Raw genomic sequence first — 13873 nt, 5'->3', positions numbered from 1 at the left:
TTTGGTCGCACGCCCGAGGCCCGCTCTTCGGCGTGCGTATGCATTCATGTCGGCGCCTTGGCGGCGGAAGGAATGTCCAGCCAGCTCGCATCGATCTCGGGCAGCGGAATGGCCGCGATGAGATCGCGCGTGTAGGCCTGCTGCGGCTTGTCGAACAAGGCGTCGGTGGCGCTCGCTTCGACGATCACGCCTTCGCGCATGACGATCACTTGCCGGCACAGCCGCCGGATGACCGACAGATCGTGGCTGATGAAAGCGACGGTCAGCCCCATTTCCGCCGCCAGCTTTTCCAGCAGCGTCAGGATCTGCGCTTGCGTCGACACGTCGAGCCCTGAGACGATCTCGTCGGCCAGCACGAATTTCGGCGACAGCGCCAGAGCGCGCGCAATGCCGACGCGCTGGCGCTGGCCGCCCGACAGTTCGTGGCGGTAGCGGCTGGCAAAACTCTGCGGCAGGCCGACACGCTGCAGCGCCTCGGCGACGCGTGCCTTCAGATTGTCGCCAAGGCCGTTCTGTTTCAGCGGCGCGGCGATGATGCTGGCAATGGTGCGGCGCGGGTTGAGCGACGACATCGGATCCTGGAAGATCATCTGCAGATTGCGGCGCAGCGGCCGCAGTTCGGCTTCCGGCAGATGGGTGATGTCGCGGCCGTCGAAAGTGATGCTGCCTGCGCTGGGTTCCAGCAGGCGTACCAAAGCGCGGCCGAGCGTTGATTTTCCCGATCCGGATTCGCCGACGATGCCGGTCACCGAGCCCTTGGGCAGGTCGAAGTCCAGGCCCTTCAGGATTTCGACCAATGGCGCGCGGCCGATCAGTGGCTTGCGCGTCATGTCGGGCAGCGCGACCTTCAGCCCGCGCACGGAGAACAGTGGCTCAGCCATGCGGCCGCCTCCAGGCTTGGTCGGCGGCAGCGATCTCCGAAGCAAGCCCGGCCAGAACCGCCTCGTCCACCGGCTTCAGCGAGGCGAAAGGATCGGTGTAGCGTGGCGTCGCCGCCATCAGCGCTCGTGTATAGGGGTGCTGCGGCGCGGCGAAGAGCGCTGCGGTCTCGGCCTCCTCCACCACCTTGCCGGCATAGAGCACCGATACCTTCTGGCTGATCTTGGCGACGACGCCGAGGTCATGGGTGACGAACAGGATCGCCGTGCCGTGCTCGCGCTGCAACTGCACGATCAGCCGCAGGATCTGTTTTTGTACGGTCACATCGAGAGCCGTGGTCGGCTCGTCGGCGACGATCAGCCTTGGCTCCGCGGCGAAGGCGGCGGCGATCAGCACGCGCTGGCGCATGCCGCCTGACAGTTCGTGCGGATAGCTTTTCAGCACACGGTCGGGATCGCGGATTTGCACCTCGTCCAGCAATTGCCGAATGCGGGTATCGGCCCTCTCGCCACTCCAGCCGAGGATGCGCACCAGCCGGTCAGTCATCTGCGAGCCGACGCGGCGCGACGGGTTAAGCGCTGTCAGCGGGTCCTGCGGGATCAGCGCCGTGCGTGCCCCGATCAGCGTGCGCCGTGCCTTGGGCGGAAGCTTGCCGAGGTCTTCGCCTTCAAGCCGCATGTCGCCTTCGACAATGCGCACACTCGAAGGCAGGACGCCGAGCACCGCCTTGCCGATCATCGTCTTGCCGGCGCCGCTTTCGCCGACCAGCGCGCGGACTTCACCGGGCTGGACCGCAAGCGACACCGATCGCAGCACGCGCTGGCCGTTGGGCAGCACCGCGCTCAGATCCCTGATGTCGAGACAGCCGCTCATCGCAGCACCGGATCGAAACGCGTCTTCAGCGCCTCGCCGAACTGGCTGAACGACAGCACGGTCAGGATCAGCGTGATCAGCGGGAACACCAGCACCCACCAGGCCTGATGGATCGACAGCCGGCCCTCGGCGATGATGCCGCCCCAGGTCGGATCGTCGGTCGAGATCGACAGATTGACGAAGGACAGGATCGCCTCGACGATGACCGCGATGCCCATTTCCAGCGACAGCAATGCGACGATCGACGGCACCACATTGGGCAGCACTTCGCGCAGCATGATGCCGATGCGGCCATAGCCGGCGATGCGGGCGTTCTCGACATAGTCCATGCGCGACTGACCCATCGTCTCGGCACGGATCACCCGGCAAAAACGCGTCCAGTCGATGATGGCGATGGCCAGGATGACGGAACTCAAGCCCGTGCCAAGCACCGCCACGAGCAATATGGCGAACAGCACCGGCGGAAACGCCATCCAGACATCGACGACGCGCGAGATGATGCGGTCGGCCCAACCGCCGAAATAGCCTGCGATCAGGCCGAGGGTCGAACCGACCAGGCACGCAGCGATGGCTGCGGAAAAGGCGACGATGAAGGCGATGCGGCCGCCGAAGATCAGCCTCGACAACAGATCGCGGCCGAGGCTGTCGGTGCCGAGCCAATAGCCGGGTTCGGCGCCATTCATCCAGAATGGCGGCAGCCGTTCCAGCATCAAATCCTGCGCCAGTGGGTCCTGCGGCCCGACCAGCGGTGCGAAGATCGCGGCCAGCAGCGCCAGCAGCAGCCAGCCGCCGGCAAGCCACAAACGTGGCGACACACCTCGCCTTTGAGCACGACCCTCATCCATGGCGTAGCCTCGGATTGAGCAGCGCGTACATCATGTCGACGCTGAGGTTGATCAGCACGAACAGCAGCGCGAAGACCAGCACGATGCCTTGAATCAAAGGCAGGTCGCGGTTGATGACGGCGTCGATCGCCATGTTGCCGAGGCCTTCATAAGAAAACAGCCGTTCGACGATGACCGTGCCGCCAATGAGAAAGGTGAACTGCACACCGACCAGCGTCAGCGTTGGTAGCGCGGCGTTCTTCAGCGCCTCGCGCAGGATGACCTGCGTTTCCGAGAACCCCTTCACCCGAGCCAGCACGACATAGTCGAGGTCGAGCACTTCCTTCAGCGACTGTTTCAACAGCTGCGAGATGATTGCCGCCAGCGGCAGCGCCAGCGCCACCGCCGGCATCAGCATGTGCTTCAGGAGGTCCCAGGTCAGGTCGAGGCGCAGGCGCAACAGGCTCTCGAACAGATAGAACTGGGTGACGAAAGGCAGGTCGAGCTGCGGCGACACCCGGCCGGAAATGTCGAAGATCGGCACCAGCACGCCGAACAGCAGGATCAGCACCAGGCCCCACAGGAAGTCGGGAATGGAGAGCGCCGCGCCGCTGGCGATGTCGATGCCGGCCTCGACCGCCGTGCCGCGCTCGCGCGCGCCGATGATTGCCGTCGTGCCGCCGAGCGCCACCGCTATGATGAGCGCGACGATGGCAAGCTCCAGCGTCGCCGGCAGCCGGTTGAAGACGAGACCCAGCACATCCTGCCGCAGCGAGATCGAGGTGCCGAAATCGCCCCTGGCGACGCCCGACAGCCAAATGAAGAATTGTTGCACGATGGTCTTGTCGAGCCCATAGAGCGCCCGCAGCCGGGCGAGGTCGGCATCCGTCGCGCCGGGCGGCAGCATCATGGCGATAGGATCGCCGGGCGCGACGCGGATCACGACAAAGACGACGACGGCCACGCCGAACAGCGTGATCAGCATCGTCAGCAGACGGATCAGGAATCTTTGTAGGAGCATTCCGGCGTAGGTTTACTGCGTTCGGTGGCTGATGGAACGAACAGCCCCCTCATCCGGCCGCTTCGCGGCCACCTTCTCCCCGAGGGGAGAAGAGGTCGCCGACGGCTGAGCCAAGTCTCTTCTCCCCAGCGGGGAGAAGGTGGCCCGAAGGGCCGGATGAGAGGGCCTGCGTCGTTAAAGAAGACACGCTACCTCACGACAGCGTGCCTTCCCATATCGGTCAGGCCGGGGTCATCAGGGCCGGCAGCAGCGCGCCGGACACATGCTGCACCACATTGACGCCCTTGGCATGCACGATCGGCTGCGCATACTGCATCAGCGGCAGCACATAGGCCTGCTCGGCGATGTATTTGTCGACCGCCTTCCAGCCGGCGATGCGCTTGGCCTCGTCCTTTTCGCCCCACAGCGGATTGATCATGTCGATCAAATCCTGGCTGTCCCACACCGAATGCGGGCTCGGGCCGTACATGGCAAAGCCGGTCGAGGTGGTCGGATCGCCGATGGCATTGCCCCAATTGTAGAAGGCCGCCGGCGCCAGCTTGTCGGCGGCGCGCAGTTCGTAGTGCTTGGCGATCTCGTAGACTTCGATCGTCGCCTCGATGCCAACCTTGCGCCACATGCCGACGATCGCCTGGACCATCTCATAGTCCTTGGGTTTGAAGCCCTTGGTCGTCTGGATGGTGAACTTGACCGGCTTTTCCGGCGAATAGCCGGAAGCGGCCAGCAATTCCTTGGCCTTTTCCGGATTGTGCTCGACCTTGATCGACGCGTCGTAGGATGCGTATTCCGGCGTTTCCAGCGTATCGATCGGCTGGCCGTAGCCGCGCAGCAGGCGATCGACCAGCAGCTTCTTGTCGACGGCCATCACGGCGGCCTGGCGGACGTTCTTGTCCAGCATCGCCTCGATGTCGTTGAAGAAGATCATGCCGATGTCGGAAACGTTCTTGCACGAGCCGGCCAGCCCGTCCTTGGCGATCAGCCGGTCATACTCCTCATAGGGGATTTCGAGCGTCACCTGCGAGGAGCCGGATTCGATCTCGGCGACGCGGCTTGCCGCATCGGCGACGAACTTGATTGTCACATTCTCGAAGGCCGGCTTGCCGCCCCAATAGTTCGGGTTTGCCTTGAGCCGCAGGAAGGCGTTGCGCTCGAACTTTTCCACCATGTAGGGGCCGGTGCCGATCGGCGCCTTCTCGAAACCTTCGGCGCCGACCTTTTCGTAGTAGGCTTTCGGCATGATGTAGCCGGTCAGGAACGACATCCATTTGAAATAGACCGGGTCGAACTGCACGACGTCGCCGGTGATCTTGTTGCCGTCGATCTTGAAATTGTTGACGTTCTTCCAGACGAACTGGATAGGGTTGCCGGTCTTTTCGTCGCCTGCCCGCTGCAGCGACCAGACAACGTCCTCTGGCGTGAACGGCGAGCCGTCATGCCAGGTCACGCCTTCGCGCACCGTCATCGTGATCTTGGTGCGGTCGTCGTTCCAGCCCCATTCGGTCAGCAGGCCCGGCGCGAAGGACAAATCGGGCTTCTGCGGAATGAACTGGTCGAACACCGACTGGTAGAGGCCCTGGATCGTCGGGTTGACGGCCGAAGGGCCGGTGGTCGGATCCCAGGACGGCAAGTTGACATTGTAGGCGATGGTCAGTTCGCCGGCGGCTGCCTTGGCGATCTGCGGCAGGCCGACAGCGGCCACCCCGAGTGCCGCGGCGCTGTATCCCAGCAATTCCCGTCTGTTGATTGTCATGGTCGTTCCCCTTGTTGGTTTTGTTTCTGCGCGGCGTCTTCAGGCCATTGGTTCAGGCTTCTTGGGCAGCAGCGCCTTGCCCCTCGTAGCCTCAAGGAAATCTCCGGCTCCTACCTCCCGCCAAGCTGTTGTGCGAGCATGAAGCCCGACGCCGCACCTGTGCCGGCGCCCGGCCATGTCGCGGCTCCGGTGAGGTGCAGATGCGCCACCGGCGTGTTCCAGCCGGCATAGCCGCGCGCAGGGCGGAACAAGAAATTCTGCGCCAGATGATGGCTGCCGCAGACCTGGTCGCCACCGACGAGGTTCGGGTTCTCGCGCTCGAGATCGATGGGCGAGAAGACGGCGCGGCCGAGGATCTTGTTGCGCAGGCCGGGCGCATAGGTCTCGATGATGTCGAGGACACGCTCGGCGTAGGCGTCCTTCACCTCGTCCCAATGCGCGGGTGCGATCTTGCCGGCGGCATCGCCTGTGATTTCGGCGGGCAGCATGCGCACCTGCACCCACAGCACATGCTTTCCCTGAGGCGCTCGCGAGGGGTCGATCGCCGTCGGCTGGCCGACCACCAGCGTCGGCTCGTCCGGCAGCATGCCCGCCATCGCCTGCTGATAGGTGCGCGACATGGCGTCGAGCGACGGCGACAGATGCACATAGGCGAACTGCCGCAACTCGGCTCCGGCGCGCCATTCGGGCAAATCGTCGAGCGCCAGATGGATCATCATCGTGCCCGGCGCGTGGCGGAACTTTTGCATCGCCGTGTCGAAGCCGGCGTTACCCGAACCATTGGGCAGCAGCTTGCCGGTCAGCGCCTTGGGCGCGACGCCGGCAATGACCGCTTTGGCGGCGGTATGCGTCTCGCCCGAAGCGAGCCGGACGCCGGTCGCCTTGCCGGCGGAAACGGTGATCTCGGCCACTTCGGCGCCGGTGACAATCTTGCCGCCGGCGGAGGTCACCATGCCCGACAGGGCGCGGATGATGGTGTCGGCGCCGCCTTTGCCCAGCACCATGCCAAAGCTCTGGTTGGCCATTGATTCCAGATAGGGGAACACCGCACCCCCGGCGATGTCGGGCGCGAAGTCGAGATGCATGCCCCAGGTGGCGAGCGTTGCCCTGATATGCAGCGACTGGAAATTTTCCTCCAGCCAGGCGCGGGGCGAGGACAACAGCAGCCGGCCTGTATCGAGCGCCCCAGACATGCCCTTCTTGCGCCACAGGTTCCACGCGATGCCGGCAAGCGCGCGGGCGCTCATCGGCGAGCCCAGCAGCCGGAACAGATGTTCGGCCTCCGCCGGGAAGGCGGCGACCAGCCTGCGCCATGTCGTGGCGTCAGTGGCGGAGAAGGCGGCCATGCGCGCAGCGGTCTTTTCCATATCGTTGCTGACGCCGAACCAGCGTCCGTCCGGGAATGCGCTGGCAAAACAGTCGGCAACGGGCGCGAACTCCAGCCCCTGCGCTTTCAATTCATTTGCATATTTCCGGTGGAAGGCCGAGCCGGCGAACAGGCTCACATTCATCGCGCCGAAATCGTGGCGGAAGCCGGGAAGGGTGAATTCGCGCGTCTGGACGGCGCCGCCGATCGCTGCGTTGCGGTCGAATATCCCGGTTTTCCAGCCTTTGAGCGCCAAATGCGCGGCGCATGCCAGACTGTTGTGGCCGGCCCCGACAAAGATGGCGTCGAACTCGCTCACGCCTCGTCCCCATTTCCTTTATGCTTAAAGATAATTGCAGATGCATATGTTTTCGTCTAGTAGGATATTAAGGGCCGAGACGAGCCTTGATCATCACACGAAAGAGGGAACTTCAGACCATGGACACCCAAAAACTCCTCGGCGAAGTCGCCAGCCAGCTTCTTTCAGGCGCCATCAAGGTGGTCGACCTGTCGGCGCCACTCGGGCCGGACACGCCATTGATCAAGCTGCCGCCGGAATTGGCCGTCGACACGCCGAAGGTCGAGATCCACAACATCTCCCGTTACGACAAGAACGGTCCGTGGTGGGCCTGGAACTGGCTGAAGCTCGGCGAGCATTCGGGCACGCATTTCGATGCGCCGCAGCACTGGATCTCCGGCAAGGATTATCCGGACGGTGCCACCGACACCATTCCGGCGCAGAACTTCGTCGGCCCGGTCAATGTCATCGACTGCTCGAAGGAAGCCGCCGCCGACCCTGATTTCCTGCTCACTGTCGACCACATCAAGGCATGGGAAGCCAAGCATGGCGCGATCAATGCCGGCGAATGGGTGGTGATGCGCACCGACTGGTACAAGCGCAACGGCTCGGAAGCCGAGTTCCTCAACGCCAACGAGACCGGCCCGCACACGCCCGGCCCGACGGCCGAAGCCATCCAGTTCCTGATCAGCAAGGACATCAAGGGCTGGGGCTCGGAGACGATCGGCACGGATGCCGGCAAAGCCGGCGGCATGGAGCCGCCATTCCCGGCGCACACGCTGATGCACAAGGCCAACCGCTACGGTCTTGCCAGCCTTTGCAACCTCGACCAGCTGCCGCCGAAGGGCGCTATCCTGATCGCGGCGCCGCTGAAGATCGAACACGGCACCGGCAGCCCGATCCGCGCGCTGGCGCTGGTGTCGAAGGGCTAAGCGAAAGCGTTTGCCGTGACCCAGCCGGATCACATCATCGTCGGCAGCGGCATCAACGCGCTGGTCTGCGCGGCGATGCTCGGCGGCAAAGGGGCGCGTGTGCTCGTCCTGGAGCGCAACGACCGCATTGGCGGTTGCATGCGCACCGAGGAGATCACCGCGCCCGGCTTCATCCATGATGTGATGGCGACGACCTTCGTGCTGTTCATCACCTCGCCGGCCTTTGCGGCGCTGGGCGCCGACCTTGCACGGCACGGGCTGGAGTTCTGCCACACGGGCACGCCGACCGGCGTGCTGCGGCCGGATGGCAGCCATGCCGTGCTCAGCACCGACCGTGCCGCCAACGTCGCCGCCCTCAATGCGATCGCGGCAGGCGACGGTGACCGGCACGCGGATGATGTCGGCGGCATCGAGCGCAATGCCGGCCTGCTGTTCGGCTTGCTCGGCGGCAGCCTGTGGTCCTATCCGACCGCCAAGCTGCTGGCCGGCGATGGCTGGCGGCGCGGCCCGCGCGGTCTTGCCGCCTTTCTCGGCGAGGCACTGGTGCCGGCGCGCGGCTGGCTGGAAAACACCTACCGGTCCGAAACCATCCGCGCGCTGTGGGCGCCCTGGGTGCTGCATGCCGGGCTCGGCCCCGAAGACGCCTTTTCCGGCCAGATCGCCAGGGTTATCGCCTTCGCGCTTGAGGCGGCGGGCGCGCCGATCGTCAAGGGCGGGGCAAAAAACCTGCTGGCGGCCTTCGAGGCTTTGATCCGGGAACGCGGCGGCGACATCCGCACCGGCGCCGATGTCGCTTCGATCGTTCAAAGCAATGGCCGCGCGACCGGCGTGCGACTGGCCTCGGGCGAGACAATCACGGCCAACAAGGGCGTCATCTGCTCGGTTACACCGACGCAGCTCTATGGCAGGCTGCTTGGCGCGGATGCACCCAAAGCCGATGTCGAGGCGACGCAAAAGTACCGTTATGGCAAAGGCAATTTCCAGATCCACTACGCCTTGGACAAACCGCCCGCATGGCGGGGCGAAGGCCTGGACAAGGTGGCGCTGCTGCATCTGACGCCGGGACTGGATGGCGTCTCGAAAGCCTGCAACGAGGCGGCGCGCGGCATGCTGCCGGAGGTGCCGACCATCTGTGCCGGCCAGCCGCATGCGCTCGATCCGTCGCGCTGCCCCGAAGGCAAGGCGATCCTGTGGCTGCAACTGCCCGAGGCGCCTCGCCACATCAAGGGTGACGCAGCCGGCAAGCTGCAGGCACCGGCAGACGGGCAGTGGACCGTTGCGCTACGCGAAGCCTATGCCGATCGCGCCGAGGCCATCCTCGCCGGCCATATCGACGGCTTCAGAGATAGCGTCATTGCGCGTCGCGCCTATTCGCCCGCTGACCTCGAAGCGATGAACATCAATCTGGTCGGCGGCGACCCCTATGGCGGTTCCTCGACCATCGACCAGTCGTTCCTGTGGCGGCCGTTCAAGAGCAGCCGCAACCATCAGACCGGCATCAAGGGCCTCTACCATATCGGCGCCTCGACCCATCCGGGTGCCGGCCTTGGCGGCGGCTCCGGCTTTCTCCTTGCGGGGAGGCTGTGATGGAAGAGAAGGTCACTGAGAAGCGCCAGCGCATTTCGACCCTGGGGCAGATCGGCCTGCAGCAATTCGCGCCCTATCTGATGAACCGCATCATGGGCCGCTATAACGCCACCTTGCGCGACGATTTCCGCAAGCAGGGCCTGACCATTCCGCAGGTGCGCACGCTGGCCGTGCTGTCGGTCACCGACGGCATCACCGTCAACGACCTCTCGGTCTATACGGTCATCGAGCAGTCAACCTTGAGCCGGACGCTCGACTCGCTGGAGGGCCAGGGCCTGGTACGACGCGAACAGGGCGTCACCGACAGCCGCATCCGCCACGTGTTCCTGACCGACGACGGCCGCGCCGAGTTCGCGCGCGCCTGGCCGGCCATGCATGACGCGTTCGAGGCGATGTTCGACGATATCGACGACGCCGAATATTCCGCACTTATCGCCACGCTTTTGAAGATGCTGAAGAACATTCGCAAGCACGACATCTAGACCTACGCGTCGCCAGCCTCGGGCGGTACCGGAAGGAGAAAAAAATGGCCGAACGCTCTTTTGCCAAGGAAGTCGAAAAGCTTCGGCTGGGTGCCGGCGAGGAATTTGCCGGCGAAGGCATCCTCGCCATCACTAAAGCGCTGCTGCAATGCGGCGTCGGCTATGTCGGCGGCTACCAGGGCGCGCCGATCAGCCATCTGATGGACGTGCTGACCGACGCACAGGACATTCTGGGCGAGCTCGGCGTGCATTTCGAGGCCAGCGCCTCCGAAGCCACCGCCACCGCCATGCTGGCCGCCTCGGTGCATTACCCGATCCGTGGTGCGGCGACCTTCAAGTCGACGGTCGGCACCAATGTCGCCTCCGACGCGCTGGCCAATCTCGCCTCCGGCGGCGTCACCGGCGGCGCGCTGATCATCGTCGGCGAGGACTATGGCGAAGGCTCCTCGATCATGCAGGAGCGCAGCCATGCCTTCGCCATGAAAAGTCAAGTCTGGCTGCTCGACCCGCGCCCCAACCTGCCGTCGATCGTCAAGTCGGTGGAGGACGGTTTCGAACTGTCGGAGATTTCCAACACGCCGGTCATGCTGCAGGTGCGTATCCGCTGCTGCCACGTGCATGGCCATTTCATCGCCAAGGACAACAAGCGGCCGCCGATGACGGTCGCCGATGCGCTCGACGCGCCCCGCCGCGACACCGGCCGCATCGTGCTGCCGCCCGCTTCCTTCCTGCATGAGAAGGAGAAGGTGCAGAAGCGCTGGCCGGCGGCGGTCGATTTCATCCGCAAGAACAAGATCAACGAGTTCTTCGGCTCGGATCATGGTTCGGTCGGCATCGTCATGCAGGGCGGCATGTACAATTCGGTCATTCGCGCGCTGCAGCGGCTAGGCCTTGCCAACACTTATGGCGACACCGACGTGCCGCTCTATGTGCTCAACGCCGTCTATCCCTTGATCGATGACGAGTTCCTGTCCTTCTGCGAGGGCAAGCAGTCGGTGCTGGTCGTCGAGGAAGGCCAGCCCAACTACATTGAACAGGCCTTTGCTTCGATGCTGCACAAGGCCGGGCGCGGCACCAGGCTGGTCGGCAAGGAACATCTGCCGATGGCCGGCGAATACACCGGCCAGGTCATGCTCGACGGCATCGGCGCCTTCCTGCGCGCCGAGGCGCCGCATCTGCTGCCCGGCGAAGTGCGGGCGCCCAACAAGGTCGGCGATGGCGTCGACGCAGCCGACCTGATCAATGTCGTGCCGGGCCGTCCGCCGGGCTTCTGCATCGGCTGCCCGGAACGGCCGATCTTTGCCGCGACCAAGCTGGTCGAGCAGGAGCTCGGAAAGCATCACATCGCTTCCGACATCGGCTGCCATCTGTTCTCGATCATGCCGCCCTTCGAGCTCGGCGCCACCACCATGGGCTACGGTCTGGGACCGGCCTCGGCCTCTGCGTTCAATTCACCCGATGCCAAGCGCCGCTCCATCTCCTTCGTCGGCGATGGCGGCTTCTGGCACAACGGCCTGACCTCCTCGATCGGCAATGCGGTGTTCAACAAGAACGACGGCGTGATCGTCATCGTCGACAATTTCTATTCGGCGGCCACCGGCGGGCAGGACATTCTGTCGTCCCGCGCCGGCAACAAGACTAAGTCGACCAAGCATCCGATCACCGAGGCGGTGAAAGGCATGGGCGTCAAATGGCTGCGCCATGTCGACCGCACCTATGACGTCACCAAGATGCAGGACACGCTGCGCGAGGCGCTGACGACGGACGAGAAGGGGCCGAAGGTCATCGTCGCCTCGTCCGAATGCATGCTCAACCGGCAGCGCCGCGAAAAGCCGCTGGTCGACAAGGCGATCAAGGGCGGGACCCGTGTCGTGAAGCCGAAGTTCGGCGTCGATGAGGACATCTGCACCGGCGACCATGCCTGCATGCGGCTGTCCGGCTGCCCGTCGCTGTCGGTCAAGTCGCTCGACGATCCGCTGCGCGACGATCCGGTCGCGCATATCGACCAGAGCTGCGTCGGCTGCGGCAATTGCGGCGAGGTCGCCGATGCGGCGGTGCTGTGCCCATCCTTCTATCGCGCCGACGTCGTACACAATCCGAGCCGCTGGGATCGCTTCCTGGAAGCCGCGCGCCGTGCCACCATCAGCCTGTTGCAGCGCCGCCGCGAAAGCCGGCGCCTGACCTTCGCCGATGCTTGACGCTGTCCCGCCATTTCGCGCCCGCGCCGGCGCTCAGGATAGCGAACGTGTCATCAAGCTCGCCGTGCTGGCGGTCGGCGGCCAAGGCGGTGGCGTGCTCGCCGACTGGATCACCGATGTCGCCGAGCGCAACGGCTTTGTTGCGCAATCGACCTCGGTCGCCGGCGTCGCCCAGCGTACCGGCGCCACCATTTACTATGTGGAGATGGCCCGCGACACCGGCCGGCTGCCGGTCTTCGCGCTGTCGCCGTCGCAGGGCGACGTCGACATCCTGATCGCCGCCGAATTGATGGAAGCCGGCCGTGCCATCATTCGCGGCTTCGTCACGCCCGACCGCACGACGCTGATCGCCTCGTCGCACCGCATCGCCGCCGTGTCGGAAAAGATCGAGCCGGGCGATGGCCGGGCCTCGTCCTCCAAGGTTCATGCGACGGCGGAAGCAGCATCGAAGCGCTTCATCGCTTTCGACATGGAAAAGATCGCCGCCGACAATGGTTCGATGATCTCGGCCAGCCTGCTTGGCGCGCTGGCGGGGTCCGATGCGCTGCCCTTCACCCGCGAGAGCTACGAACAGGCGATCGGTGCCGGCGGCCGGGGCGTCAAGGCCAGCCTCGCTGCCTTCGGCGCTGCGTTTGACCGCGCGCGCGGCACGGCAGCACCGGCGCCGAAGCCGGCCGAGCCCGCGATAGTCGAATCTGCCCTGGGCACAGGACAGGTGAGTGGCCCGCAAAACCTGCTGCAGGGCTGGCAGACCTTGGCTGCCCGCATCGACCTGTTGCCGGTGGCCGTACGCGACATGGCACTTCGGGGCTTGAGAAAGGTCGTCGACTATCAGGACATCGCTTACGGGCGCGAGTATCTCGACTGGCTGGACAAGGCCGTCGCGTTGGACGGGCCGGATCGCGGCTATGGCCTGTCGATCGCTGCCGCCAAGCATCTGGCCAACGCGCTATGCTACGACGACATGATCCGCGTCGCCGATCTCAAGACGCGCTCGACGCGCGACAAACGCGTGCGCCGTGAGGTCGGCGTCAAGGACGGCTCGATCCTGCAGGTGACCGAGTATTTCCATCCGCGCATCGAGGAATTCTGCGGCACGTTGCCGGCGGGTCTGGGCAGCTACATCGAAAGCCTGCCGAAGCTCGCCGCCTTTCTCGATCGTCGCATCAACCACGGCCGCCGCATCCGCACCGACAGTTTCGCCGGCTTTGCAGCGCTCTGGTTCATCGGCGGCCTGCGCCGGTGGCGCCGCAGCCTGCTGCGTCACAAGGTCGAGATCGCGCATCTCGATCGCTGGTACACGCTGGCGCTCGACCATGTTCGCCAGGACTACGCGCTGGCCGTCGAGATCCTCAACTGCCGCCGGCTGATCAAGGGCTACAGCGACACCCATGTCCGCGCACAGTCGAAATTCGACCGGGTGCTGTCGGCGCTCGACCTGGTCAAGGGCCGCGCCGACGCCGCCGACTGGATCCGCCGCCTGCGCGAGATGGCGCTGAAGGACGAGAAGGGCGACATGCTCGACGGCGCGTTGAAGACCGTGGCGTCGCTGGGACCGGATAAAATCGACTGAAATATCTAGAGCGTTTCATATTTTGACGGAAGCGTAGCCTGCGTTTTCGAAGTAGTTCTTGCATTCGGCTGCCTCGATGGTTTCGACGAG

The 13873-nt window shown here is 64.7% G+C and carries 11 protein-coding genes; 5 read left to right on the top strand and 6 right to left on the bottom strand.

Features of this window, described 5'->3' with window-relative positions:
• Positions 1-44 precede the first annotated feature (44 nt).
• The 6 genes from NKH95_RS30895 to NKH95_RS30870 all read right to left on the bottom strand — a co-directional run bounded on the left by NKH95_RS30895 (position 45) and on the right by NKH95_RS30870 (position 7032).
• Positions 45-881, bottom strand: coding sequence for an ATP-binding cassette domain-containing protein (locus NKH95_RS30895; protein ID WP_352894241.1), 837 nt, complete (start codon positions 879-881; stop codon positions 45-47).
• Complete coding sequence (locus tag NKH95_RS30890) at positions 874-1752, bottom strand: ABC transporter ATP-binding protein (RefSeq protein ID WP_352439691.1); 879 nt, start codon at positions 1750-1752, stop codon at positions 874-876. The genes NKH95_RS30895 and NKH95_RS30890 overlap by 8 nt, the downstream gene beginning before the upstream one ends.
• Positions 1749-2597, bottom strand: coding sequence for an ABC transporter permease (locus NKH95_RS30885; RefSeq protein ID WP_352439690.1), 849 nt, complete (start codon positions 2595-2597; stop codon positions 1749-1751). Before NKH95_RS30885 ends, NKH95_RS30890 begins: the two co-directional genes overlap by 4 nt.
• On the bottom strand, positions 2590-3597 hold the full coding sequence (locus tag NKH95_RS30880) for an ABC transporter permease (protein WP_023811468.1): 1008 nt from the start codon (positions 3595-3597) through the stop codon (positions 2590-2592). Before NKH95_RS30880 ends, NKH95_RS30885 begins: the two co-directional genes overlap by 8 nt.
• Positions 3598-3817: 220 nt before the next feature.
• Positions 3818-5347 (bottom strand): ABC transporter substrate-binding protein, encoded by a 1530-nt coding sequence (locus NKH95_RS30875; protein WP_023811467.1) that lies wholly within the window; start codon positions 5345-5347, stop codon positions 3818-3820.
• Positions 5348-5457: 110 nt separating this feature from the next.
• The gene (locus NKH95_RS30870; RefSeq protein WP_352439689.1) at positions 5458-7032 is read right to left on the bottom strand and encodes a phytoene desaturase family protein; all 1575 of its coding nucleotides are present in this window, start codon (positions 7030-7032) and stop codon (positions 5458-5460) included.
• Positions 7033-7151: 119 nt separating this feature from the next.
• On the opposite strand from NKH95_RS30870, the gene NKH95_RS30865 reads away from it, so the two are divergent.
• Genes NKH95_RS30865 through NKH95_RS30845 form a run of 5 tightly spaced genes read left to right on the top strand, consistent with a single transcriptional unit; the run spans position 7152 to position 13783 of the window.
• Positions 7152-7943 (top strand): cyclase family protein, encoded by a 792-nt coding sequence (locus NKH95_RS30865; RefSeq protein WP_128305660.1) that lies wholly within the window; start codon positions 7152-7154, stop codon positions 7941-7943.
• A gap of 15 nt (positions 7944-7958) precedes the next feature.
• Complete coding sequence (locus NKH95_RS30860; protein WP_352894237.1) at positions 7959-9530, top strand: phytoene desaturase family protein; 1572 nt, start codon at positions 7959-7961, stop codon at positions 9528-9530.
• Complete coding sequence (locus NKH95_RS30855; protein ID WP_023811464.1) at positions 9530-10012, top strand: MarR family winged helix-turn-helix transcriptional regulator; 483 nt, start codon at positions 9530-9532, stop codon at positions 10010-10012. Before NKH95_RS30860 ends, NKH95_RS30855 begins: the two co-directional genes overlap by 1 nt.
• A gap of 44 nt (positions 10013-10056) precedes the next feature.
• A complete protein-coding gene (locus tag NKH95_RS30850) occupies positions 10057-12210 on the top strand; it encodes a thiamine pyrophosphate-dependent enzyme (protein WP_352894235.1) in 2154 nt (717 codons plus the stop codon).
• Positions 12203-13783, top strand: coding sequence for an indolepyruvate oxidoreductase subunit beta family protein (locus NKH95_RS30845; protein ID WP_352894232.1), 1581 nt, complete (start codon positions 12203-12205; stop codon positions 13781-13783). The genes NKH95_RS30850 and NKH95_RS30845 overlap by 8 nt, the downstream gene beginning before the upstream one ends.
• Positions 13784-13873 lie beyond the last annotated feature (90 nt).

This window comes from Mesorhizobium sp. M0848 (genome assembly GCF_040319805.1).
Taxonomy (GTDB): Bacteria; Pseudomonadota; Alphaproteobacteria; order Rhizobiales; family Rhizobiaceae; genus Mesorhizobium.
This window is presented reverse-complemented; position numbering and strand designations above follow the sequence as displayed.

Coding starts and splice junctions, on each gene's coding strand:
- NKH95_RS30895 (WP_352894241.1), bottom strand. CDS start 881: ATGGCTGAGCCACTGTTCTCCGTGCGCGGGCTGAAGGTCGCGCTGCCC.
- NKH95_RS30890 (WP_352439691.1), bottom strand. CDS start 1,752: ATGAGCGGCTGTCTCGACATCAGGGATCTGAGCGCGGTGCTGCCCAAC.
- NKH95_RS30885 (WP_352439690.1), bottom strand. CDS start 2,597: ATGGATGAGGGTCGTGCTCAAAGGCGAGGTGTGTCGCCACGTTTGTGG.
- NKH95_RS30880 (WP_023811468.1), bottom strand. CDS start 3,597: ATGCTCCTACAAAGATTCCTGATCCGTCTGCTGACGATGCTGATCACG.
- NKH95_RS30875 (WP_023811467.1), bottom strand. CDS start 5,347: ATGACAATCAACAGACGGGAATTGCTGGGATACAGCGCCGCGGCACTC.
- NKH95_RS30865 (WP_128305660.1), top strand. CDS start 7,152: ATGGACACCCAAAAACTCCTCGGCGAAGTCGCCAGCCAGCTTCTTTCA.
- NKH95_RS30855 (WP_023811464.1), top strand. CDS start 9,530: ATGGAAGAGAAGGTCACTGAGAAGCGCCAGCGCATTTCGACCCTGGGG.
- NKH95_RS30850 (WP_352894235.1), top strand. CDS start 10,057: ATGGCCGAACGCTCTTTTGCCAAGGAAGTCGAAAAGCTTCGGCTGGGT.
- NKH95_RS30845 (WP_352894232.1), top strand. CDS start 12,203: ATGCTTGACGCTGTCCCGCCATTTCGCGCCCGCGCCGGCGCTCAGGAT.